The 23,263-nt window shown below is 65.7% G+C and carries 20 protein-coding genes; 6 read left to right on the top strand and 14 right to left on the bottom strand.

What is annotated here, in order from left to right:
• Window positions 1-4: 4 nt before the first annotated feature.
• The 5 genes from ACZLZQ_RS13500 to ACZLZQ_RS13480 all read right to left on the bottom strand — a co-directional run bounded on the left by ACZLZQ_RS13500 (window position 5) and on the right by ACZLZQ_RS13480 (window position 4,562).
• Window positions 5-1,042 (bottom strand): NAD(P)-dependent alcohol dehydrogenase, encoded by a 1,038-nt coding sequence (locus tag ACZLZQ_RS13500; protein ID WP_472949782.1) that lies wholly within the window; start codon window positions 1,040-1,042, stop codon window positions 5-7.
• Window positions 1,043-1,070: 28 nt separating this feature from the next.
• Window positions 1,071-1,310, bottom strand: a complete 240-nt coding sequence (locus ACZLZQ_RS13495) for a DUF2160 family membrane protein (RefSeq protein ID WP_472949781.1) — start codon at window positions 1,308-1,310, stop codon at window positions 1,071-1,073.
• 4 nt (window positions 1,311-1,314) lie between these two features.
• Entirely contained in the window at window positions 1,315-2,151 is an 837-nt protein-coding gene (locus tag ACZLZQ_RS13490) for a carbohydrate ABC transporter permease (protein ID WP_472933979.1), read from the bottom strand.
• Window positions 2,151-3,032, bottom strand: coding sequence for a carbohydrate ABC transporter permease (locus ACZLZQ_RS13485; RefSeq protein ID WP_472933980.1), 882 nt, complete (start codon window positions 3,030-3,032; stop codon window positions 2,151-2,153). The genes ACZLZQ_RS13490 and ACZLZQ_RS13485 overlap by 1 nt, the downstream gene beginning before the upstream one ends.
• 99 nt (window positions 3,033-3,131) lie before the next feature.
• A complete protein-coding gene (locus ACZLZQ_RS13480; protein ID WP_472949780.1) occupies window positions 3,132-4,562 on the bottom strand; it encodes an ABC transporter substrate-binding protein in 1,431 nt (476 codons plus the stop codon).
• A 534-nt stretch (window positions 4,563-5,096) separates the two neighbouring features.
• Between ACZLZQ_RS13480 and ACZLZQ_RS13475 the strand changes: the two genes are divergently transcribed.
• Both ACZLZQ_RS13475 and ACZLZQ_RS13470 read left to right on the top strand, forming a co-directional pair.
• Entirely contained in the window at window positions 5,097-5,981 is an 885-nt protein-coding gene (locus tag ACZLZQ_RS13475; protein WP_472949779.1) for a sugar phosphate isomerase/epimerase family protein, read from the top strand.
• A 453-nt stretch (window positions 5,982-6,434) separates the two neighbouring features.
• Window positions 6,435-7,163: an SDR family oxidoreductase gene (locus ACZLZQ_RS13470; protein WP_472949778.1), complete on the top strand. Its 729-nt coding sequence runs from the start codon at window positions 6,435-6,437 to the stop codon at window positions 7,161-7,163.
• 162 nt (window positions 7,164-7,325) lie between these two features.
• Here ACZLZQ_RS13470 and ACZLZQ_RS13465 read toward each other — a convergent pair whose 3' ends face one another.
• The 7 genes from ACZLZQ_RS13465 to ACZLZQ_RS13435 all read right to left on the bottom strand — a co-directional run bounded on the left by ACZLZQ_RS13465 (window position 7,326) and on the right by ACZLZQ_RS13435 (window position 14,965).
• Window positions 7,326-8,432 (bottom strand): substrate-binding domain-containing protein, encoded by a 1,107-nt coding sequence (locus ACZLZQ_RS13465; RefSeq protein ID WP_472949777.1) that lies wholly within the window; start codon window positions 8,430-8,432, stop codon window positions 7,326-7,328.
• A 60-nt stretch (window positions 8,433-8,492) separates the two neighbouring features.
• Complete coding sequence (locus ACZLZQ_RS13460) at window positions 8,493-9,437, bottom strand: ABC transporter permease (protein WP_472949776.1); 945 nt, start codon at window positions 9,435-9,437, stop codon at window positions 8,493-8,495.
• Between the two features lie 11 nt (window positions 9,438-9,448).
• On the bottom strand, window positions 9,449-10,402 hold the full coding sequence (locus ACZLZQ_RS13455) for an ABC transporter permease (protein ID WP_472949775.1): 954 nt from the start codon (window positions 10,400-10,402) through the stop codon (window positions 9,449-9,451).
• The gene (locus ACZLZQ_RS13450) at window positions 10,399-11,919 is read right to left on the bottom strand and encodes a sugar ABC transporter ATP-binding protein (RefSeq protein WP_472949774.1); all 1,521 of its coding nucleotides are present in this window, start codon (window positions 11,917-11,919) and stop codon (window positions 10,399-10,401) included. Before ACZLZQ_RS13450 ends, ACZLZQ_RS13455 begins: the two co-directional genes overlap by 4 nt.
• The gene (locus tag ACZLZQ_RS13445; protein ID WP_472949773.1) at window positions 11,909-12,634 is read right to left on the bottom strand and encodes an SDR family oxidoreductase; all 726 of its coding nucleotides are present in this window, start codon (window positions 12,632-12,634) and stop codon (window positions 11,909-11,911) included. The genes ACZLZQ_RS13450 and ACZLZQ_RS13445 overlap by 11 nt, the downstream gene beginning before the upstream one ends.
• Before the next feature lie 71 nt (window positions 12,635-12,705).
• The gene (locus tag ACZLZQ_RS13440) at window positions 12,706-14,109 is read right to left on the bottom strand and encodes an FGGY-family carbohydrate kinase (protein ID WP_472949772.1); all 1,404 of its coding nucleotides are present in this window, start codon (window positions 14,107-14,109) and stop codon (window positions 12,706-12,708) included.
• Window positions 14,110-14,170: 61 nt separating this feature from the next.
• Window positions 14,171-14,965 carry a DeoR/GlpR family DNA-binding transcription regulator gene (locus tag ACZLZQ_RS13435; RefSeq protein WP_472949771.1) on the bottom strand — a complete coding sequence of 265 codons (795 nt, stop codon included), beginning with the start codon at window positions 14,963-14,965 and terminating at the stop codon, window positions 14,171-14,173.
• 207 nt (window positions 14,966-15,172) lie between these two features.
• On the opposite strand from ACZLZQ_RS13435, the gene ACZLZQ_RS13430 reads away from it, so the two are divergent.
• The 3 genes from ACZLZQ_RS13430 (at window position 15,173) to ACZLZQ_RS13420 (ending at window position 19,283) form a co-directional block, all read left to right on the top strand.
• Window positions 15,173-17,272: a bifunctional rhamnulose-1-phosphate aldolase/short-chain dehydrogenase gene (locus tag ACZLZQ_RS13430; protein ID WP_472949770.1), complete on the top strand. Its 2,100-nt coding sequence runs from the start codon at window positions 15,173-15,175 to the stop codon at window positions 17,270-17,272.
• A gap of 68 nt (window positions 17,273-17,340) precedes the next feature.
• The gene (rhaI, locus tag ACZLZQ_RS13425; RefSeq protein ID WP_472949769.1) at window positions 17,341-18,630 is read left to right on the top strand and encodes an L-rhamnose catabolism isomerase; all 1,290 of its coding nucleotides are present in this window, start codon (window positions 17,341-17,343) and stop codon (window positions 18,628-18,630) included.
• Between the two features lie 98 nt (window positions 18,631-18,728).
• Complete coding sequence (locus ACZLZQ_RS13420; protein ID WP_472949768.1) at window positions 18,729-19,283, top strand: SIS domain-containing protein; 555 nt, start codon at window positions 18,729-18,731, stop codon at window positions 19,281-19,283.
• A 138-nt stretch (window positions 19,284-19,421) separates the two neighbouring features.
• On the opposite strand, the gene ACZLZQ_RS13415 is transcribed toward ACZLZQ_RS13420, so the two are convergent.
• The gene (locus tag ACZLZQ_RS13415) at window positions 19,422-20,315 is read right to left on the bottom strand and encodes a sugar phosphate isomerase/epimerase family protein (protein ID WP_472949767.1); all 894 of its coding nucleotides are present in this window, start codon (window positions 20,313-20,315) and stop codon (window positions 19,422-19,424) included.
• Between the two features lie 474 nt (window positions 20,316-20,789).
• Here ACZLZQ_RS13415 and gbd point away from each other — a divergent pair, with 474 nt between their 5' ends.
• Window positions 20,790-21,902: a 4-hydroxybutyrate dehydrogenase gene (gene gbd / locus ACZLZQ_RS13410; protein WP_472949766.1), complete on the top strand. Its 1,113-nt coding sequence runs from the start codon at window positions 20,790-20,792 to the stop codon at window positions 21,900-21,902.
• Window positions 21,903-21,996: 94 nt separating this feature from the next.
• Here gbd and ACZLZQ_RS13405 read toward each other — a convergent pair whose 3' ends face one another.
• Window positions 21,997-23,262, bottom strand: a complete 1,266-nt coding sequence (locus tag ACZLZQ_RS13405; RefSeq protein WP_472949765.1) for an AGE family epimerase/isomerase — start codon at window positions 23,260-23,262, stop codon at window positions 21,997-21,999.
• Window position 23,263 lies beyond the last annotated feature (1 nt).

Raw genomic sequence — 23,263 nt, 5'->3', positions numbered from 1 at the left:
CCTCTCACTGGGGCAGCTCTATCTGCATCTTGACCTCGCCCGCCGGAGCAGAGGCCGCGGTCTCGAAGGCCTCGACGCTGTCATCGAAGGCGAAGGTGCGGGTGATCAGCGGTTTGACGTCGATGGCGCCCGACGACAGCATGGCGACGCAGCGCGGAAAGACATGGGCGTAGCGGAAGACGTGCTCGACCCGCGCCTCGCGCACCATCGCCTTGCCGACATTGTAGGCGACGTCGTGCATCTGCGAGCCGATGAACACCACGCGGCCGGCGGGGCACAGCGGATCGAACACCATCGCCGCCGCCTTGCCGTTGCCGGAACACTCGAGGACGATCTCGACGCCCCAGCCATCAGTGGCCTTCAGGATCACCGCGGTTGCGTCCTCGTCCGCAACGTTGATGGGGGTGATCGGCCCAAGGCTCGCGGCGAGCGCCAGCTTGACCGGGTCGACATCGCTGACGAAGACGCGGGCGCAGCCGGCGGCCAGCGCCGACAGCGCGGTGACGAGGCCGATCGGCCCGGCGCCGATGACGAGCGCGGTGTCGCCGGGTTTGACGTCGGCCTTGATCGCAGCGTGCACGCCGACCGCCAGCGGTTCCACCATCGCCGCCTCGGCGAAGGAAACGTTGTCCGGCAGTTTGAAGGTGAAGGCTTCCGGATGAACGACGCTCGGCCGCAGCACGCCGTGCACCGGGGGCGTTGCCCAGAAGCGGACGGCCGGGTCGACATTGTAGTGGCCGAGGCGCGTCGCGCGGCTGAGCGGATCGGGAATGCCCGGCTCCATGCAGACGCGATCGCCGACCTTCAGCGTCGCAACCGCGCTGCCGGTCTCGACGACGGTGCCGGAAGCCTCGTGGCCGAGGATCATCGGTGCCTTGACCTCGAAAATGCCGGCGCCGCCATGGGTGTAGTAGTGGACGTCCGAGCCGCAGATGCCGACCGTGTGGAGTTTGATGCGAACGTCGTGCGCGCCCATCGTCTCGTCGATTGGGAAGTCGCGCAGCGACAGTTTCATTCTTTCTTCGAGCACCAGCGCCTTCATCGGGCGTCTCCTCTCACGCGCATATTCCTCAGCCCTTCCAGATGATCAGCACGGTTAATGCGAGGGCGAGGATGTGGCAGAAGGTGAGCGGGATCAGCTTCTCGACGAAGCGCAGCCAGAACAGCTCGAGCGCAACGAAGAGGTAGATCCCCATGAACAGCCGGTCGAACCAGTTGGTGACGATCGGCAGGAAGCCGTGACGCTCCGGCGTTGCGGCGGCGATGGCGGCCTCTTCGTCGGCGGCATCGAGATCGACGAGTTGGTTCATCCGGCTACTCCTTGACCGCGCCGAAGGTCAGTCCCGCCACGATGTGCCGCTGGACGACCGAGAAGACGATGAGCGCCGGGATCAGCGTGATGATGGCGATCGCCGCCATGGTGCCCCACTCGGTACCGGTGGATGTCACGTATTCCGACAGGCCCGTGGTGATGGTGCGGGCGTTGAAGCTGGTCAGCGTCGCCGCGAGCAGGAACTCGTTCCAGGCGAAGACCCAGGTGAGGATCAGCGTCACCGCAAGGCCCGGCCGTGCCAGCGGGAAGATCACCTGTGTGATCACCTGGAAGGTCGAGCAGCCGTCGACCGTGGCGGCCTCGTCGAGCTCTTTTGGGATGCCGTCGATGGTCGGCCGAAGCGTCCAGATCGCGAACGGCAGGTTGAACGTGCAGTAGAGCAGGATCATGCCGATCTTGGTGTCGTAGAGCTTCCAGTCGCCGAAGGTGAAGACTTTGGTGAACAGGAGGAAGAACGGCAGCAGGAAAACCGCGGCCGGCGCCATGCGGTTGGTGATCGTCCAGAAGAAGATGTTTTCCTTGCCGCCCAAGTCGAAGCGCGACAGAGCGTAGCAGGCCATGAAGGCGAGCGTCGTCACCAGGAAGGCGTTGCAGGTGGAGATGATGATCGAGTTCATCATGTAGCGCTGCAGCGTCTCGTTGCCGAGCACGTTGACGTAGTTCTTCCAATAGATGGTATCGAGGAAGGCGCTGGGGGTGGTGAACAGATCCACCGCCGGCTTCACCGAGATCACGAACAGCCAGTAGATCGGAAACAGCGTCGCGAAGGAGATAATGACCCAGAGCAGGATCGAGAGGTAGGGCTTTTCGGTCGGCATCAGGATGCCCTCTTCTTGTCACGGGGGGCGACGAGCGCGACGTAGAGAATCCAGCACATCACCAGGGTCAGGTAGAGGACGATGATCGAGATCGCCGAGCCGTAGCCGTAATCGGTCTTCGGGAAGACCACCTTCCAGATGTGCAGGCCGACATAGCGGGTGGCGGCACCCGGTCCGCCGCCGGTCAGCATCCAGACTTCGTCGACGGTGCGCAGCGCGTCCATCAGGCGGATGAAGACGGTGGCGAGGATCGCCGGCCGGATCATCGGCAGCGTGATGTGCCAGAAGATCTGGCGCTTGCTCGCGCCATCGATCTGCGCCTGCTCGAACGGCTCCTTCGGCAGCGAGACGAGGGCGGCGAGCAAGGTCAGCGTCACCAGCGGCGTCCAGTGCCAGATGTCCATGATAACGGTCAGCACGAAGGCCGCATTGGCATCGCGGCCGATGTTGAGATCGTAGCCGAACCAGAGGTTGAGGTAATAGGGAATGATGCCGATGCTCGGCGTCGTCATCAGCCGCCAGACCGAGCCGACGACGATCGGCGCGACGATCAGCGGAAGGGTGTGGATCGTCCGAAAGAAAGCTTTTCCAGGGAATTCCCGGGTGAACAGCTGCGCCAGGAAATAGCCGAGAACGATCTCGCTGCCGACGGCGAAGAAAGCGAACTTCAGCGTCACCCAGAGCGAGAAAAGGAACTCCTTGTCGAACACCAGCCGGCGGAAGTTCTTGGCGCCGTTGTAGATCATGTCCGGACTGAAGCCGAACGGGTTCCACTGGTGGAAGGCAACGTAGAGAACGTAGATGAAGGGCAGGATCCCGAACAGGCCGAGGATCAGGAGCGTGGGGGCGAGCAGAAGCCATCCCACCGTGTTCGACCGCATGGAACCATCCTATCAGAGGCAACGCAGCAACATCTCGCGGCGCGCGCGAGGGCAAGCACGCCGCCGCAAAGAGATGCGGCGGCGCGATCGTCGGGGTGGCTACTTGCGGTAGCCGAGGTTGGTGAGTTCTTCCTCCGCCGCCGCAGCCATCTCGTCGAGGCCCTCGTCGGAGCCGACTTCGCCGGTCAGGATGCGGTAGAAAATCGGCGCGGTGGCTTCACGCACCTGGGCGTGGAACGGATACGGAGGCGCGCCGGCGAACAGTTTGCCGTCGTTCTTCAGCATCGTGTAGTAGCCGCCGAGCTTGGCATCCATGTCCTTGACGCCGGGATCCTCGTAAGTCGCGGTGTTGGTGATGCGCGGGGCCGCGACGGCCCAGCCGCCCTGGACTGAATCCTGGCCGATATACTGCAGGAAGAGCAGCGCGGCGTCCGAGTTCTTCGAGGTCACCGGCACGCCGAAGGCACCGCCATCGTAGTAGCCGATATAGCCCTTGCCGCCCTTCACCTCGTCGAGGATGCCAGGTTCGGTCGGCGGGAGTGCGACGCCGACCTTGCCGACGACCTTCGACTTCTCGGCGTCGGAAGCGATCCACGCAGCGTTCTCGCCATAGACCAGCCCTTGCGCCGCGCGGCCGGCGGCAAAGGTGGTGGCGACTTCCGTCCAGGTGCTGGCGGCCGATTCTGGCGGCGCGATGTCGCGCAGGTGCAGCCAGTATTTCAGCGCGGCCTTGGACTTGTCGCTGTTCATCTGGCCGCCATTGGCGACCGAGGCGGCATAGTTGTTGCCGGCGTCGATGCCCCAGTTGTAGACGCCGAAGGTCGGCGCGACGGATTCGAAGAACTCGTACCAGGAAGCCGGGTGGCCGGTATGGGCCTGGGCGGTGGTACCCCAGAGCTGCTCGCCCTTGTCCTTGCCGTACTTGGTGAAGAACTCCGCGATCTGCGTGTATTCTTCGTGGTTGGTCGCCGGCTTCAGGTCCTTGCCGGTCTCCTTCTTGAAGGCTTCCTGGATCGCCGGATCGCCGAACAGGTCGGTACGATAGAGGTAGATCTTGATGAAGGCTTCCATCGGCACGCCGAAAAGGTCGCCAGACTTGTCCTTGAAGTAATTGGCGAAGGTCGTGAAGTGGGTCTCGTCGAAGCCCTCGGCCTTCAACTCAGGCTTCTCCTTCAGCGTCTTGGTGACGTCGACGAGGAAGTTGCGGGCGAGGTAGGCATAGATGATGTCCTGCTCGATGTAGACCATGTCATAGATGCCGGTCTTGGCCTCCATGTCCTTGATCGCCTTGTCGTACATCTGGTCCCAGGAGGTCGTCTCGATCTCGACCTTGATGCCGGTCTTCTTCTCGAAATCCGGGGCCAGCACGTCCTTGATGTAGTTCGACGGCGGGGTGCTTTCGGTGACGCCGTGCAAGGTCACGCCCTTGAACTTGGCACCGGCGTCCGACCAGAAGTCGGCCTTGGCCGGGAGGCCTGCCATCAACCCCGCCGCGAGGGCAACCAGACTCACTGCAATTGCGCGTCTCATGCTCATTCCTCCCAAAGCCGTCGACCCCCCGGGACCGACTGTTGAACCCTGAAACGCCCCGCCTTTTCGGCGGTGGATTCTCCCTCCACTGAAGGGACATTCCGGGTGGCCGCAGCGTTCGACGCCGCAGATCCTGACCGAACGTTAATGTAAAAAAATCCGATGCACAACATTTGTTGCGAACGCATTCAAATTGAGCTTTAACATCAGAAGGGTCGACGGAGAGACATGAGTTCATCTCCGCCATTACACCTCACGCCAATGGCGTGTCGTCTGCACTCCTTCGTACGTCTTATCAAAATAAAACGACTGCAGAGGCTGAATTTATACGGTGCAGATGCGAACGTATACTGCAGTGCAATGTGGATGGCATTGCCCACATCGACATGACGATATCAGCCGGTTGGCGATGCGTTGCTCCGCAATGGCCAGTCGCGCGTCCGCCGGAGGGATGATACGCCAGGCTTGACATCCCAACCGAATGAAATTTTGTTGCAGGAATAAACAATTAAAAGACGTCAGGGAGGAGTATTCATGCGTCGTCTCGGGATCCATTCGTTCTGCTGGACCGGCGGTTCGACCCAGGCTGAGATCGAGAAGGCGATGGAGTCGTCGGCGGATTGCGGCTTCAAGCTGATTGAACTCGCCTATCTCCGTCCGGAAAAGTTCGACCTCGACAGGCTCGCCAAGCGCGCCCAGTCGCTCGACCTCGACATCGCCGTCACCATGGGCCTGCCGGCGACCGCCGATGTCTCCAGTGAGGATCTGGACACTGTGAAACGCGGCGAGGAATTGCTGGCGAGCGCCGTCAAGGCGGTGCGCGATGTCGGCGGCTCGAAGCTCGGCGGCATCCTCTATTCCGCCCACATGAAATACGCGGCGATGCCGACCGAGCGGGGCCGCCGGAACAGCGTGGCGGCGATCGCCAAGACCGCCGACGTCGCCATGGCGGCCGGCGTCGATCTGGTGCTGGAAGTGGTCAACCGCTTCGAGACCAACCTCCTCAACACCACGGCGCAAGGCCTTGACTTCGTCGCCGCCACCGGCTCGGATCACGTCCGGCTGCATCTCGACACGTTCCACATGAACATCGAGGAAGCCAACCCGGCCGCCGCGATCCGCCTCGCCGGCGACAAGCTCGGCTATTTCCACATCGGCGAAAGCAATCGCGGCTATCTCGGCGACGGCGTCATCAACTTCGACCTGATCTTCGACGCCTTGCTCGACATCGACTACGCCCGGGACATCACCTTCGAATCCTTCTCCAGTGCCGTGGTGGACGAAGGCCTGTCGATCGCCTGCGCGATCTGGCGCGACACCTGGACGGAGAACCTCCCGCTGGCCCGGCACGCCAAGGCTTATATAGACATCCGGCAGGAGGAGGCGGCACGGCGCCGTACGACGGTGGCGCGCGCCTGATGCCAAGCGCATGGGCAAGCTGCGCAGGTCTCCTGTCGTCGATGTGCGGGACCGGATGCCAATCGCATCGCCAACGCTGAGGAGAGACCCTCGCTCAGCAGACCTTGCTGTACGATTGCCTTTTCGCTCAAAGCCCTTGGCCGGAATTAGACGGCTACCACCGCAATATGTTGCGTTACAAAACAATAATGCCGAAAACTAATGGCATTGCCTAGTTACACTAGTCGTGCGGTGGCTTTAGTCATCAGGAATGGAATGCCGTCTGGGGCGGCCGCGCGCCTGTGATCCGCTGAGGCAGCATCGGAGGCGAGGCCGATTGCGGACAGGTCCCTGCCCGCCTGCCGCTGCCGACGTCGCCAACCCGGTTTTTATCCGGCGGCGACGACACCGCGCATCGACGTCACTTTGAGCGGCCGACGCCGTCGACCACATCCGAATTTCTGGGAGGAAATCATGAGCAATATCCTGTCCGGCAAGGTGGTCGCCATTACCGGTGCCGCATCCGGCATCGGCCTCGCCTGTGCGCGGCTCTCCGCCGCCGAGGGCGCCACCGTCTTCCTCGTCGACCGTGCAGCGGACCAGTTGGCAAGGCTCTGCGCCGAGATCGGACCATCGGCGCATCCGGTGATCGTCGACCTCACCGATCCGGAGAGCGTCGCGGGCATGCTGCCCCAGATCCTCGCCAAGGCCGGCCAACTCGACATCTTCCACGCCAATGCCGGCTCCTATGTCGCCGGTGACGTGTCCGACGGCGATCCGGATGCCTGGGACCGCATGCTCGACCTCAACATCAACGGCGTGTTCCGCACCGTGCAGGCGGTGCTGCCGCACATGATCGGCCGCAAGACCGGCGACATCATCGTCACCACCTCGGTCGCCGGGCACGAACCGATCCAGTGGGAGCCGATCTATTCGGCCTCCAAGCATGCGGTACAGGTCTTCGTGCACACGCTGCGCCGCCAGGTGATCAAGCATGGCCTGCGCGTCGGCGCCGTCGCGCCGGGCCCGGTGCTGACCGCGCTGCTCGACGACTGGCCGAAGGACCGGCTCGAGCGGGCGATCGCCTCGGGCAGCGTGATCGAGCCGCGGGAGGTCGCGGAGGCCGTGCTGTTCATGGTGTCGCGGCCGCGCAATGTCACCATCCGCGACCTCGTTATCCTGCCGCAGGCGCAGGACGTCTGAAGCGAGGGCCTGCTTCAGCAGGATGCTAGAACGCTATCTCGGGATCGGCCGGCGCGAACTCTTCGAGAGTTAGCGCCGGCTTTGTGTTGAGTGTTGCCGGCAGGCTCCTGTCGGACCTTGCCGATTGACCCGGTCGCGCGAGGCGACAGGTCGATGCCTCGCTTAGAAGTCGAAGTTGTTGATGTCGGCCTTGGTGAAGACCTTTGGCGCGCCGAGCAGAATCTGGCTCTGGTTGACGATCTGCAGCTCACCGAGGCGGCCGGCCTTGAACGAGGTATCGCCCGGCTTCAACGTGCCGTCGGCGACGGCCCGCATCGCAAGGCCCGCGGCATAGCCGAGGTCGACCGTCGACCAGAGGATGGTGGTCTTGATGCAGTCGCCATTGACGTAGGGCTTCATGGCGTTCGGCAGGGCGAGGCCGACGACCGCGACCTTGCCGCAGAGCTTGTTCTGCTGCACCGCCTCGGCGGCGGCAGGCGTTGCGACCGAGGTCATACCGAGGATGCCATTCAGGTCATCACCGTGCTTGTTGATCAGGGTCTGCGCCTGGTTGAAGGACAGGATGTTGTCCTCCTGCGCCTCGACGGTCTCGAGGAACTTGATCTTCGGGTGGCACTTCTCGGCATAGCCGGCCATCTCGGTGATCCAGCGCGCCTGGTTCGGCGTGGTGAAGGTCGAGGTGACGATGGCGAAGGCGCCCTCCTCGCCGATCTCGGAGACCAGCTGGTCGATCATCGACTTGGCGACGCCGTTCGGCTCGGCCTGATTGACGAACCACTGGCGGGCATCCGGCTCCGCCTCGGCGTCGTAGCCGACGACGTTGATGCCGGCCTCGAGCGCCCGCTTCAGCACCGGGGCGATCGCCACAGGATCGTTGGCGGCGAAGAGGATGCCGTCGACGCCGGAGGTGATGTAGTTGTCGATGAAGGTGATCTGCTCGTCGATGTTCGCCTTGGTCGGGCCGTCGGTGGTGACGGTCATCGTGCCGGTTTCCGTGGCCGCTTCCTGCACGCCCTGGGCCGTCGAGTTGAAGTAGCCGACGCCGACGAGCTTCGGGATGTCGACGACCTTCAGCGGCTTGCCCTTCCGATCGGGCGCCGAGGTCGGCGCGCCGCCGTTGTATTCGCCGGGCGGCGTGGCGGTGACGGTGGCGTCACAGGCGAGCGGGTTGGCCGGCTGGTCGTCGCCGCCGGTCCAGGCGCTCTGCGCGTGGGCGGGCATGGCAGTGAGCAGGCTGGTGCCCAGCATCAGTGTCAGAAGCGTGCGCATGATCGAAATCCTCCACGGGTTGTTGTTAAAGCCGCCCCCTCCCAGGCACGGCCCATTTCCTCAGTCGTCGGTGTAGCGGCTCAGGAAATTAGAGATCAGGACCGCTGCGATCAGCACGACCCCGATGATGACGATGGTACCGTCGCCCTTGACGCCGGACAACGCGAGCCCGTTCTTCAGCACCTGGACGAGGCAGAGTCCGAGCAGCGTGCCGACCACCATGCCGCGGCCACCGAAGATCGAGGTGCCGCCCAGCACCACGGCGGTGATGACGTCGAGCTCGATGCCGTTGCCCATGTCCGAGCGGGTGGTCGAGACGCGGCTGACGAAGACGACGGCGGCAAGTCCCGAGACGAAGCCCGAGGCGGCGTAGATCATCAGCTTAGTCCGGACGACGTCGAGGCCAGAAAAGGCGGCGCCCGCCTCGTTGTTGCCGATGGCGTAGGTGGTGCGGCCGAAAGCGGTGAATCGCAGGACGAAGAAGCCGACGAGCGCGACGATGGCGAGCAGCCAAAGCTGGGTCGGGATGCCCAGGAGATTGCCCTGGCCGAGTTCGAAGAACCATTTCGGGTAGCCGCGGATCGACTGCGCCTGGCTGATGCCTTCGGCGAGGCCCCGGTAGAGCGCGAGCGTTGCCAGCGTCGCGATCAGCGGCGGCACGCGGAAGCGGGTGATGATCAGCCCGTTGACGAAGCCGGCAAGCGTGCCGACGGCAATCGACAGCGCCATCGCGGCCGGCAGCGGTAGGCCGAGCGTCTTCCAGAAGACCCCGACGAGAATGGCGCAGAGGCCGAGGATCGAACCGACCGACAGGTCGATGCCGCCGGTGATGATGACGAAGGTCATCACGACAGCGATCAGCCCGACCTCGGTCATCAGCCGCGCCTGGTTGAGGAGGTTGGCGGCGGTGAAGAAGCGCTCGTTCTCACTGGCGAGGACGGCCAGCGCGATCGCCAGGATCAGAGCGAGGATGGCCTCGTGGCGGAGAAGGGTCCGGAACGTCATGTGTCTCTCCCTCAACCGGCCCGGCCGCGCCGCGCCATGTCGGCGAGCACGGTGACGAGGATGAGGATGCCCTGCACCGCCTTCAGCCAGTAGGCCGAGACGTTGAGGAAGATCAGCGAGGAGCCGATGGCCGCGAACAGGATCGCGGCCAGCGTCGATCCGGTGACGGTGCCGATGCCGCCGAGGATGGAGACGCCGCCGACCACGGAGGCCGTGATGATGATCAGCTCGAGGCCGTTCGGCACGGTGGACTGGATGACCTGCAACTGCGTGGCGAAGAGCACGGCGGCACAACCGGTGATCAGGCCGTGCAAGGCGAAGACCTTGACGATGGTCGGCTTGTAGCGAATGCCGGAGGCTTCCGCGGCTTCCGGATTGCCGCCGACGGCGTAGATCGAGCGGCCGAAGGCGGTGGAGCGCAGCAGGAAGGCCGCGGCGATCGTCATCCCCACCATGAACCAGACCGGCGATGGGACATCCAGGAGCCGGAACTGCGCCAGCTGGTATCCCGCCGGCAGGCCCGAGATCCAGGCGCCGCCGGTGAGCGTGATCAGCCCGCCGCGCAGGATCGACAGCATGGCCAGCGTCGCGATGATCGAGGGAACGCGGGCATAGGCGATCAGGGCGCCGAGACCGGCATTGATCACGCCGCCGATCAGCACCGGGCCGAGCCAGGCGAGCCAGATCGGGTAGCCGTTGGTCACCAAGAGGCCGGAGATCGTCGCGAGCACGCCAATCAGCGCCCCGACGGAGACGTCGATGTGACCGGACATGATGACCATCGACATGCCGATCGCGGCGATGGCGATGTAGGCGTTGCCGACGAAGATCGACGTCAAATTGTTGCCCGAGACGAAGCGCGGGTTGAGCCAGCCGACGACGAGGAACAGTGCGACGATCGCGAGGAACAGCAGCACCTCCTGCCCGGACGAGGAGAGCCGGCGGGAGAGTGTCGGGGCCTTCATGCCGCGTGTCCCGTCATCATCGCCGCGCCGACCGCGTCGGGCGTCGCCTCCGCGCGCGACAGCATGGCCGACATCCGGCCGCCGTTCATCACCAGCACTCGGTCGCTCATTCCCAGCACTTCCGGCAACTCGCTCGAGATCATCACGATGGCGATGCCGCTGGCGGCGAGCGTGTTCATCAGCTTGTGGATTTCCGTCTTGGCGCCGACATCGACGCCGCGCGTCGGCTCGTCGAGAATAAGAATTCGCGGATCCGTGGCGAGCCATTTGGCGATCACCACCTTCTGCTGGTTGCCGCCAGACAGCTGGGCGACGATCTGGCCGGGGCCGCGGGCGCGGATCTGGAAGCGCTGGATCGCCTCCTCTGCCAGCTTCCATTCCCTCGCCGTGTCGACCACGGACTTCCGGGTCAGCCGGTCGAGGATGGCCATCGCGACGTTCTCCCGGATCGACTGCGGCCGAACGAGGCCGTGTTGGGCGCGGTCCTCCGGCACATAGGCGATGCGGTGGCCGATGGCCTCGCGGATGCTGCCGACGGTGACCGCTTTGCCGTCGATGCGGATTTCGCCGGAAGTGGCAGGCGTCACACCGAAGATCGTCTGCGCGAGCTCGGTCCGGCCGGAACCGACAAGTCCGGCAATGCCAAGGATTTCGCCGGCACGGACCGAGAAGGAGATGTCGGCGACCTTGCCGGTGTGCGTGAGGTTGCGGACCTCCAGCACGGTCTCGCCGAGCGGAATGTCTTCCTTCGGAAAGAGCTGGTCGATGTCGCGGCCGACCATCATCGAGACCAGCGCCGCTTCGGTGACGTCGGCGGTGGGGCGGGTGTCGATCGTCTTGCCGTCGCGCAGCACGGTCACGCGGTCGGAGATCTCGAAGATCTCGTTCATCCGGTGGCTGACATAGACGATGCCGACGGCCTCAGTCCGCAGCGAGCGCACGACGTCGAGCAGGCGCTTGACGTCGGCCTCGGCGAGCGCGGCGGTCGGCTCGTCCATGATCAGCACGCGGGCATCGCGCGACAGGGCGCGGGCGATCTCGACGCGCTGGCGGTTGGCGACCGACAGGTGCTCGACCTTCTCGTCGACATCGAGGTCCGGGCAGTCCAGCCGGTCGAGAATGGCGCGCGCCCGGTCGCGCATCGCAGGCCAGTCGAGCAAGCCGACACCGTTGCGCGGGGCATGGCCAAGGAAGATGTTCTCGGCCACCGTCAGCGCCGGAAAGAGCAGGAGTTCCTGGTGCACGACGGCGATGCCGGCCGCTTGCGCCGAGGCGGGACCGGAAAACCGGGTCACCGTGCCGTCAATCTCCAGCGTGCCGGCATTGGCTTGGTGGGCGCCGGACATGATGCGGATCATCGTCGACTTGCCGGCGCCGTTCTCGCCCATCAGCGCATGGACCTCACCGGCACGGATGTCGAAATCGACGCCGCGCAGCACCTTCACCGGACCAAAAGCCTTCTCGACCGCCCTCAGCGCGATGATCGGGGCAGCCGTCGCCGGGGGTTCAATTGACAAGGAAGCCCCCTTCGATCGGCAGTGCCAAGCCGTTCAACATGACCGCCTGGTCGGACAGGAGGAACAGGATCACCTCGGCAACATCGCCGGTCTCGGCAAAACGTCCGACCGGCGTACGGGCGAGCATCGGTCCACCCTTGGCCGGGTCGTCCCAGGCGGCGCGGGCGAGATCGGTCAAGGTGATGCCAGGATTGACCGAGTTGACCCGGATGCCATGGCGGGCGAGCTCGTTCGCCATGACCCGGCCGAGGCCATCGAGCGCCCCCTTGGAGGCACAATAGGCGGCATGGTCGGCGAAGCCGACGAAGGCCGAGAGCGAGGAGACGTTGACGATGGCCCCCGGGGCGCCGCGGCGGACGAGGTCGCGGGCGAAGACCTGGGAAACGATCGCGGCGGCGCGCACGTTCAGTGCCTGGATCTGGTCGAAGGACTCGTCCTTCATCTCCAGAAACGGCTCGAGGATGTTGGTGCCGGCGCAGTTGACCAGGAGATCGGCCGGCAGCGCTCGTTCGGCGGCTCGCCGGGCGGCCTTAGCATCGGCAAGATCGACCGCGATGCTTGTGCCGCCGGTCTCGGCGGCGAGGCTGTCGAGATCGGCCTGAGACCGCGCCATGCCGATGACCTTTGCCCCGCGCGCGGCGAGCAGCGTCGCCGTATGGCGGCCGATGCCCTTCCCCGCGCCGGTGACGATGACCGTCTTGCCCGTGAAATCCATGCTGCGCCCCTCCCAAAGCATTTTGACCCGAAGGGGCCCTCGCCCGCCCCCGGCATTCTCACGCAAATCACCTAGCCAGCGGACGCCACTCCGGCATTCTCCCGCCACCACGCCGCATAGGCCTGAAGTCCTGGTATACCGGTCGCCGCAACCCCATCGAGATTGGCTGCCCTGGTGGCTTTCGGGGCGCTCGGACGACCAAGCGCCAGCAAGGCGGCCCCGCCGCTGGTGCCCGTGCTGGACAGCGAAGCGTCCGCCCTGCGGCCCGTGAGTTCCGACAGCGCCCGAACGTACAAGGCGTTACGTGCGAACGGCCCCTCGACCACGCTCGGGCCGTCTGCGCCGATCAACCGCAGGACGGTGTCAGTCATCAGTGCGGCGTACAGACTGGCGGCGGCGGTGCGCCTCGCCGGCGGCAATTCTTCCGGTGACGCCATGCCCGGAATGATCCAAGTCCCCGGCCTGTCGGGTACCGGCCCGGAGCCTGCGACGAAGCTCGGCAGCGCCATGATGCCGGCGTCTATCACGGCGGCAATATCGCCTTCGTCAGGTTCTGCCGACGTCCCGCCGGTCAGAAGATCGAACTCGCGCCCGCCCATGAACATCGCCGTCGGAACCGGCCGGCCGAAGGCGTCGACATAGGCGGCGGTGCCGTTCGAAGCATAGAGTTGCGCCGGGCGTCCGCCGATGGCGAAACTGACGAGCCAGGTCCCCGTCGAGACCACGGTGAACGGGGCCGGGCGGGCGAGAAGGTGCGGCAGCAGCGAGGCGTTGGAGTCATGGATGCCGGAGATCACCGGGACGGGACCGAGGCCCGCGGCTTTCGCGATTTCCGGCTTCAGCGGCCCGAGGACTTCGAAAGGCGTGCCGCGCGGTGGAAACAGCGACCGCCATCCGAGGGCGTCGACGAGGCCGGAAAAGTCGTCGCGGTCCGGCGCCCAGAGATCGGTGTGGCTGCCGAGCCCGGTCGGCTCGAAGCGCGGGACACCGGAAAGGCGCCAGGCCCAGTACTGCGCATAGGTAAAGATCGACCGCACCGTGGCGAAGGCCTCGGGAAAGCGCTGCTGCTGCCAGAAGATCTGGTTGCCGAGGTTGAGGCCATTCGGCATGCGCGGCGACAGCGTTTCGGCGAAGGCGGGGCGGATGGCCTCGTAGGCATCGGTTTCCGGGCCCAAAAGATCGAACTCGTAATCCAGCACCGGCATCGCCAGCCCGTCCTCCGTTGCCAGAACCGCGCAGGCCCCGTGCGCGGTGATCGCGACGGCGTCGATGGAATGGTCGGTCGCGATCTCCCGCAATGCCTCGATGATGAAGCCGAACAGCCGGTCGACGTCGTAATGCGGATAGGGACCGTCGGTGGAAACCTTGTTCGGCGCCGACCGCAAAGCGATGTCGCGGCGCTCGTCGAGATCGTGCAGCACGACCTTCGCATTGGTCTTGCCGATATCGACGACGGCGACGAACCGCGGCGCCATGGCTCAGCCCATCCCGAAGAAAGGACTGGCGCACATTTCGGGCGGTTCAGCCGTCAGCGCATCAGTCATGGGCGGCACTCCCGTCGAGCCGCGCGACGACGAGGCGGGGGCCGGCCGCCTCGACCATTTGCGCGGCGGCATCGCTGATGCCCTCGTCGGTGATGAGGACCGAGCAACGCTCCAGCGGCGCGATCACCAGGCTGGAGCGGCGGTCGAATTTCGAGGAATCGACGAGCACGACCAGTTCGTCCGCCTGGCGCATCAGGCGCTGTTCCGACTGGATGATCAGCGGATCGGCTTCGGCGATGCCGACACGCGAAATGCTCTGCGCGCCCATGAACATCCGCCGGGCGCGGAAATGCGCAATGCCGTCGGCCTCGAACGGCGACAGGATCAGCCCCTGCTCACGGTAGACGGCGCCGGCCGGCAGCAGCACGGCGCAGGCGGAATGCTTCAGAAAATGGTCGGCGATCGGAAAGGAATTGGTCAGCACCTGCAGCTTCAGGCCGGTGAGATGGTGCACCATCTGGAAGGTCGTGGTTCCCCCGTTGATGATGGTGGCATCGCCTTCCTCGCAGAGCCTTGCCGCCTCTCGGGCGATGGCGCGCTTCTCGGCGACGTGCCGTGTCTGCGCGCCTGCGAAGCTTTCCCCCGCGATCACGCCCGGCGTCGGTGCCGACAGCGCCTCCGCCCCGCCGCGGACCTTGCGCAGCTTGCGCAGGCCCGAGAGGGTGGAGATGTCCCGGCGGATCGTCGCCTCGGAAGCTCCGGTCAGTTCCGCAAACTCCGCAACGGTTGCGACGGAGCGGCCCTGGACGGCACTCAAGATCATCCGATGGCGCTCGCGTTCGTGCATTCGGCATTTCCTCCAGAACCGAAGCTCCAACGAAAACGCCCGAGCGTCAATCATTTTCAGTCACAATCTATCATAGTGCGATGCAACATGACTGATTCTGCTCATCTTGGTTGACAGGCGGGACCATCGCCGGGATGCTTTGCGGCATCACCGACGCCGTCACGCAAGAGTCATGGCGTCGGGCCAGACGCCTGGGGAACGAACACCATGTCCGCCACCACCTCCGCTTTGCTCGACAACCGCTGGGACGAGGCGAGAGCGATCGGCTTGAGCGAGCAGGAGTTGCTGCTCTATCGCTCGAACCTTCTCGGCAGCGACAAGCGGATCACCAATTACGGCGGCGGCAACACCTCGGCCAAGGTCGAAATGAAGGACCCGCTCTCCGGCGAGCCGGCCACCGTGCTGTGGGTGAAGGGTTCGGGCGGCGACGTTGGCACGATGAAGCTCGACGGCTTCGCGACGCTTTACCAGGCCAAGCTGAACCAGTTGCGCGGCCTCTATCGCGGCCCGGATTTCGAGGACGAGATGGTGGGGCTGCTCAGCCACTGCACCTTCAACCTCAACCCGCGCGCCGCCTCGATCGATACGCCGCTGCATGCCTACGTGCCCTACAGACACGTCGATCACATGCACCCCGACGCGGTGATCGCCATCGCCGCGACGACGAACTCGCGCGCGCTGACGGCCGAGATCTACGGTGACGAGATCGGCTGGCTGCCATGGCGCCGTCCGGGCTTCCAGCTCGGCCTCGACCTTTCGCGCTTTGCGGCCGAGAACCCGGAGGCGAAAGGCGTGGTGCTCGAGAGCCACGGCCTGTTCACCTGGGGCCACACCGCCCGGGAGAGCTACGAGACCACGCTGCGGATCATCAACCAGGCGATCGCCTGGTTCGACGGCCAGCTTGCCGGCAAGGCGGCTTTCGGCGGCCGGAAGCATCAGGCGCTCGATGCAGCGGCAAGGCGCAGCATCGCGGCAAGACTGATGCCGGAGATCCGCGCCCGGATCGGCCAGGACGAGAAGAAGATCGGCCATTTCGACGACAGCCTTGCCGTGCTGGACTTCGTCGGCTCGGCCGATCTCGCGCCGCTGGCAGCCCTCGGCACCTCCTGCCCCGACCATTTCCTGCGCACCAAGATCCGCCCGCTGGTGCTCGACTTCGACCCGTCCGCCGACGACGTCGACGGCCTGCTGGCCGGCCTCGATGCCGCGATCGCGACATACCGCGAGGGCTACGCCGCCTATTACGACCGCTGCAGGCACGACGACAGCCCCGCCATGCGCGACCCCAACGCGGTGATCTACCTCGTGCCCGGCGTCGGCATGCTGTCGTTCGCCAAGGACAAGGCGACGGCGCGCATCGCGGCCGAGTTCTACGTCAACGCCATCAACGTCATGCGCGGTGCGTCCGGCGTCAGCACCTACCAGGGCCTCGCCGAACAGGAGGCCTTCGACATCGAATACTGGTTGCTAGAGGAGGCAAAGCTCCAGCGGATGCCGAAGCAGAAGGCGCTCGCCGGACGCATCGCCTTCGTCACCGGCGGTGCCGGCGGCATCGGCAGGGCAACCGCGGCCCGGCTGCTGAGCGAGGGCGCCTGCGTGGTGCTCGCCGACATCGACCAGGCCGCGCTCGACGGGGCGAAGGCCGAATTCGCCACGCGCTTCGGCGCCGACCAGATCCGCGGCGTCCTGCTCGACGTGACGAACGAAGCCGCCGTCGCGGCGGGCTTTCTCGACACCGTTGCTGAGTATGGCGGCCTCGACATCCTCGTCTCGAACGCCGGAATCGCCTCCGCCGCGCCGATCGAGGACACCACGCTCGAGGTCTGGAACCGCAATATCGACATCCTCGCCACCGGCTATTTCCTCGTCTCGCGCGAGGCGTTCCGGCTGTTCCGACGGCAGAAGCTCGGCGGCGCCGTCATCTTCATCGCCTCGAAGAACGGCCTTGCGGCTTCCGCCGGCGCCTCCGCCTACTGCACCGCGAAGGCTGCCGAGATCCACCTCGCCCGCTGCCTGGCGCTGGAAGGGGCGGACGCCGGAATTCGCGTCAACACGGTCAATCCCGATGCGGTCCTCCGCGGCTCGAAGATCTGGAGCGGCGAATGGCGCGAGCAGCGCGCGGCTTCGTCAAAGCTCGAGACCGACCAGCTGGAGGAGCACTACCGCAACCGCTCGCTGCTGAAGCGCTCGGTCTTTCCCGAGGACATCGCCGAAGCGGTGTATTTCCTCGCCAGCGACCAGTCGGCGAAGTCGACGGGCAACATCATCAATGTCGACGCTGGCAACCAGATCGCGTTCACGCGCTGAGCGATGCCGCCATGGCCCGATGCGCCGGCCGGCGCTTCGGGCAGAGCTCAAGTTTGAGGAGAGAGCCCGTGCGGATCGAGACGTCGCTGATCGAAAGCCAGAATGCCCTGCGCCGGGCCGACCTCGAGAAGGACTACGCCGCGCTCGGCGAGCGTCTGGGCCGGCGCGGCGTCGACATCGACGCAGTGGCGCGCGACGTGGCCGGCTTCACCGTGGCGGTGCCGTCCTGGGGCGTCGGGACCGGCGGCACGCGGTTCGCGCGCTTCCCGAGCCCCGGCGAGCCGCGCGGCATTTTCGAGAAGCTCGACGACTGCGCGGTAATCAACGACCTCTGCCGGGCGACGCCGGCGGTCTCTCTGCATATCCCCTGGGACAAGGCGGACCCGGCCGATCTCGTCGCCAAGGCCGCGGCGCTTGGCCTGTCCTTCGACGCGATGAACTCCAACACCTTCCAGGACCATCCGGACGACCAACGCCAGCCGCTGTCCTACAAGTTCGGCTCGCTCAGCCACACGGATGCGGCAGTGCGGGCGCAGGCCGTGGCGCACAACCTTGAAACGGTGGAGATCGGCGCAGCGATCGGCTCCAAGGCGCTGACGGTGTGGATCGGCGACGGATCGAACTTTGCCGGCCAGGCCGATCTCGGCAGCGCCTTCGACCGCTATCTCGGGGCGATGAAGGACATCGTCGCGGGGCTGCCAACGGACTGGCGGATCTATTCCGAGCACAAGATGTACGAGCCGGCCTTCTATTCGACCGTCGTGCAGGACTGGGGCACCAGCTACCTCACCGCCATGGAGCTTGGCCCCAAGGCCTTCTGCCTCGTCGACCTCGGTCATCACGCCCCCAACGTCAACATCGAGCAGATCGTCTGCCGGCTGATCCGGACCGGCAAGCTCGGCGGTTTCCACTTCAACGATTCCCGCTATGGCGACGACGATCTCGACGCCGGCTCGATCGACCCGTTCCGTCTGTTCCTGGTCTTCAACGAGCTGGTCGAGGCCGGCGGGAAACTCGATGCGCTGCAACCGTCCTACATGATCGACCAGTCGCACAACGTCACCGATCCCATCGAGAGCCTGATCCGTTCCGCCAACGAGATCCGCCGCGCCTATGCGCAGGCGCTGCTGGTCGACCGCGCCGCGCTGCACGGGTTCCAGCAGGAGAATGATGCCATGATGGCGTCGGAAACGCTGAAGGACGGTTTTCGCATCGACGTCGAGCCGATCCTCGCGAAAGTCAGACTCGACGCGAGCGGCGCCATCGACCCGGTAGCGGCCTATCGCGCCAGCTCCTACCGCGCCAAGGTGTCGGCCGAAAGGCCGGCGGTCAAAGGCTCAGGCGGCGGCATCGTCTGACGCCGCGGTCGCAGGCCGAGAGCCTCGACCGCCGCTATACCGGCACCGGGCGCAAGCGCGCATCCACGACGCTCACCCGGCATTTCTGGAGGAAAGCCATGACCAATCTTTACCGCACCGCGCTCGATGAACTCGGCGTCGCCATGGACCGCATCGATGACAGCCAGGTGGACGAAGCCTGCAGGCTGGTGGCGGACGCGCGCCATGTCAGCGTCTATGCCGGCGGTCGCGAGGGCCTGCAGGTCAAGGGTTTTGCCATGCGGCTGTTCCACCTCGGCCGATCGGTCTCGGTGATCGGCGACATGACGACGCCGGCGCTCGGCGAAGGCGACCTGTTCTTCGTCGTCTGCGGCCCGGGTGAGATCTCGACCGCCGTGGCGCTGGTCGGCGTCGCCAAGGCGGCCGGCGCGAAGGTGCTGGTCGTCACCGCGCAGCCGTCGGGCAAGGTGCCGGGCATGGCCGACTTCGTCCTCACCATCCCGGCGCAGACCATGGCCGACGATCAGGGCGCTGCGGCCACGTCGGTGCTGCCGATGGGTTCGCTCTTCGAGGGTGCGCTGTTCGTGCTGTTCGAGGTGATGGTTCTGAAGTTGAAGACCTTGCTCGGCGTCACGCCCGAGGCGATGCGGGCGAACCATACCAACATGGAATAGCCGACAGCGGAACGTCCGGCGGACGGTCTGCCGGAATGGCCCAGCCAGTCTGACACAGGCCGGCTGAGCCTCCTGATCGCACCAGGGCCTTCCGTGCTCGCACTTTCACTCTGGTGCTCTACAGATCGGCGGCGCGTTTCAGGGAAGCCGGCTCCGGCTGGCTTGTTTCGCCGCCTCCTCGGCCGATTTCAGCTGGACGCGGGTATAGGCAAGGGCATGCGACGCCAGATCGCCGCTGTCCTCCCAAAGATTGCGCCAGATGCCGAGGATGCCCTCAAGCGGCTGGCCGACCACGCGCGAGGAAAACGATTCAAAGGTGATCGGGCCTTGGTAGTCCAACCGCACCAGAGCCCGGAAAACGCCGGCGAGGTCGATGGTGCCCGACCCCATGTAGCCGCGGTGGGAATCGCCCGTGTGGAAGTAGCCCAGGTATTTCCCGGTCTCGGCGATCGCGGTCGGCACGTCCGACTCCTCGATGTTCATGTGGTAGACGTCGAGATGCACCTTGACGTTGTCGGCGCCAGTGCGCTTGCACATCTCCACTGCTTGCGCCGCCGTGTTCAGCACGTTGGATTCGTAGCGATTGACCACCTCAAGCCCGAGCGTCACGCCGCTTTTCGCCGCGACCTCGGCGACTTCCGCCAGCACCTCTACGGACTGCGCGACGCCTGCGGCGGTCGTCGGGACGGCGTATTTCTGAAACGCCGAATGCAGGATGCCGCAGAGGTGGGTGGCGTTGAGGTCGCGGGCGATCGACACCGCCTCCAGGAGCCGCGCCTTGCCGCGCGCTACCTTGCCAGCATCGCCGCTGGAAATGTCGGTGTCCGCGTCGAGGCCCATCGAGAAGTTGATGCCGATGCCGGCGGCCTCCAACTGGCGGCGGGTGAAGTCGACATCGATCGAACTCGGATCGAGCGAGGGCGCCTCGATGAAATCGTAGCCGACCTCGGCGGTGCGTTGGATAGCGCGCGCGCATTCGGCGTGGCTCCAGCCGGCCTCCCAGACGAGTGCATGGACCCCTAGCTTGTTCATGTTCCCTCCCGCTTCCCTTTTGCCCGGCATTTCGATGTTCCGGCATTTCGATGTTTATGTATGCTCGGTTTTTTTGGTACTGATCTCTCACAGGTGCGAGCCGGCTTATCGCGTGGCCCTATCAGCATGCGTAGATATTCCGCCGATTGGGAATGGGGAATGACCACGTCCATGCTGCCAAGGCTCGGCTGCCCCATACAGCGATTGACCGTGCGAGACACAAACCGGTACGAAATGCACGCCCCGAGCGCATGAGGTTTCCGGCCAGCGACATGGCCCGGCGGCACAGGCTCGGACCGCTGGGGAGAGCACGAGAGACCACCCGACCGGTCGCAACGAATGGTGCGACGAGGATTGCGGCCTGCCGGTGTGCGGCACCTCAGCGATCCACAGCTTAGATCGCTGCAACGCGGCGTCTGCGGTGCCGCAGCCCACTTCCGGCCTGTCGAAACAGACATTCGAAAGCGCGCGTCCATGGCCCTCATCACCTATCTCACCCGCATGGAGTTCGACGAAGGCGCGGTCGCCAAGCTGCCGGCGATCCTCGAGGGTCTCGGGGTAAAGCGGCCGCTGCTCGTCACCGACCGCGGCCTCCTGGCAAGCGGAATGGTCGAGCGAGTCGCCGGCCTTTTCGCCGAGCGGCCGACGGTCTTCTCGGAAACGCCGGCCAACCCGACCGAGGCGGCCGTCGATGCCGCCTATGCCCTCTATGGCGCCGAAGGCTGCGACGGGATCGTCGGCTTCGGTGGCGGCTCGTCGCTCGATCTGGCCAAGGCGGTGCGGCTGTTGACCGGCCATGCGGGTCCGCTCGCCCAGTACACGCTGGTCGAGGGCGGCCTCGGCAGGATCCACGGCCGGATCTGCCCTTTCGTCGCGGTGCCCACCACATCGGGCACCGGCTCGGAAGTCGGCCGCGCCGCGGTGATCATCACCGCCGACGGGCGCAAGCTCGGCATTATCAGCCCGCATATGCTGCCCTCGGTCGCGCTGTGCGATCCGGAACTGACCTACGGCCTGCCGCCCTTCCTCACCGCGGCAACTGGCATGGACGCGCTCTCTCACTGCCTCGAAACCTATATGGCGCCGGCAATTAACCCGCCCGCGGACGCGATCGCCATCGACGGGCTCAAGCGCGGCATCAAGGCCATCCGCCAGGCGGTCAAGGACGGCAGCGACCGCAAGGCGCGCTGGGAGATGATGATGTCGGCTCTGGAAGGCGCGATGGCCTTCCAGAAGGGCCTCGGCGCGGTACACGCGCTGACCCATCCGCTCGGCGCGATCCGCAAACTGAACCTCCACCACGGCACGCTGAACGCGGTGCTGACGCCCGCCGTGCTCCGATTCAACCGCCCCGCGATCGGCGACAAATGGGACGTGCTGACCGAGATCCTTGGCGGCGAGCCGGACCAGATGATGGCCGGGCTGTCGCGCGACATCGGCTTGCCGTCGGGCCTCGACGCGCTCGGCGTCACCGAGGCGATGCGCGAGCGCGTCTCCGGCGAGGCGCTGAAGGACCATTGCCACGGGACCAATCCGCGCATCCCGACGCAGGCGGAATACCGCGAGCTTCTCGACCAGTCGCGCTAGAACATCCGGCCCGTCACGCGGCTTTTCCGCTTCTGGCCACGGCGCTTCGCCGGCCAGTGGCGCCATCCTCCTTAACCACGGGCCCAACGAATGCCTACAGCGCGAGGGCGCTGATCTCCTCGTACAGGCGGGAGACGCCTGGGGCGAGCGGCAGGAGCGTCGCCTGGACGGAGTGGTAGATGTCCGGCTTGCCGATGAACTGGCGCCCGACGGGCTCTCCGGCATCGTCGATCTCGGGATACCAGCCGCCACGGTCGTGGTCGATGAAGTGGCGGTCCGCGAAGCGCCAGGCCTTGCGGTAGCGCGCCTCGTTATCCGGCGCCGGCGCTACCTTCATCAGGGCGGCGGCGGCGCCGATGGCCTCGGTCACTGGCCACCAGTAGCGATCGGACACGAGCGGCTTGCCGTCGGCCGAGACCGTGTAGACGAACCCGCCATCCCCGCGCCACGCATCGGCGAAGGCCCGCTCGAACAAAGCGCGGGCGCGCACGGGGGCATCGGCGTCCAGCCGACCTGCGAGGTCCCAGTGCTGGAGGACGAGGCGCGACAGCTCGAAGGAGTGGCCGGGCGTCGTGCCGGCCGGGCGGAACATCGGATTGCCGCGGTAGTCGGGATCGGGCGTCCAGGCCTCGGTATAGTGCTCGGGCAGCCGGTAGGCGTTGGCCGGCGCGATTCGGCCGACGAAGGTGTCGAGGATGCGGCCAGCGCGGTCGAGGAAGCGGCGCTCGCCCGTCGCCTCGAAAGCGGCGAGGAAGGCTTCGGTACCATGCATGTTGGCGTTCATGCCGCGATAGGTCGAGAACGGGGTCCAGTCGCGGGTGAACTCGTCGCGAAGAAGGCCGTGCGCCTCGTCCCAGTAGTGCCGGTCAATGATGCCGGACACGTCCTCAAGAAGCCGGTCGGCATCGGGATGGCCGGCCAGCTTGGCGCTGGCCGCCGCCAAGAGGACGAAGACGTGGCCGTAGGCGAGCTTGGTGCCGTCCTCGATCTCGCGCCCGCGGATCGCCGCGGCATAGCCGCCGTGGAGGGTGTCGCGGTGTCCGTGCCAGAGACGGTCGAGGCCGGCATCGATGATCGCCTCGCCCCCCGTCCAGCCCGCGGCCTTTCCGAGCGCATAGGAATGCACCAGCCGGGTCGTCGTGTGGAGTTCCTGCGGGCCGCCGGGGATCGGGCTGCCGTCGATGCCGAGCACGTCGAACCCGCCATCGGTCCGAAGCGAGCGCTCGAAGAACTCGAGCTGGCGGCGGGCATCGGCGATCAGCCAGGCGCGGTGCGTCTCGTCCTGCCGCCAGGCGGTGCCGGCGTCGTCTGGCCCCAGCCGATCGCCACCTGGCGACGTTTCGCTCCCGTTGTTCCCCATC

The sequence above is a fragment of the Mesocryomonas lacus genome (genome assembly GCF_055730105.2).
The sequence above is the reverse complement of the archived record's forward strand: the minus strand, read 5'-3'. Positions and strand labels throughout refer to the sequence as shown.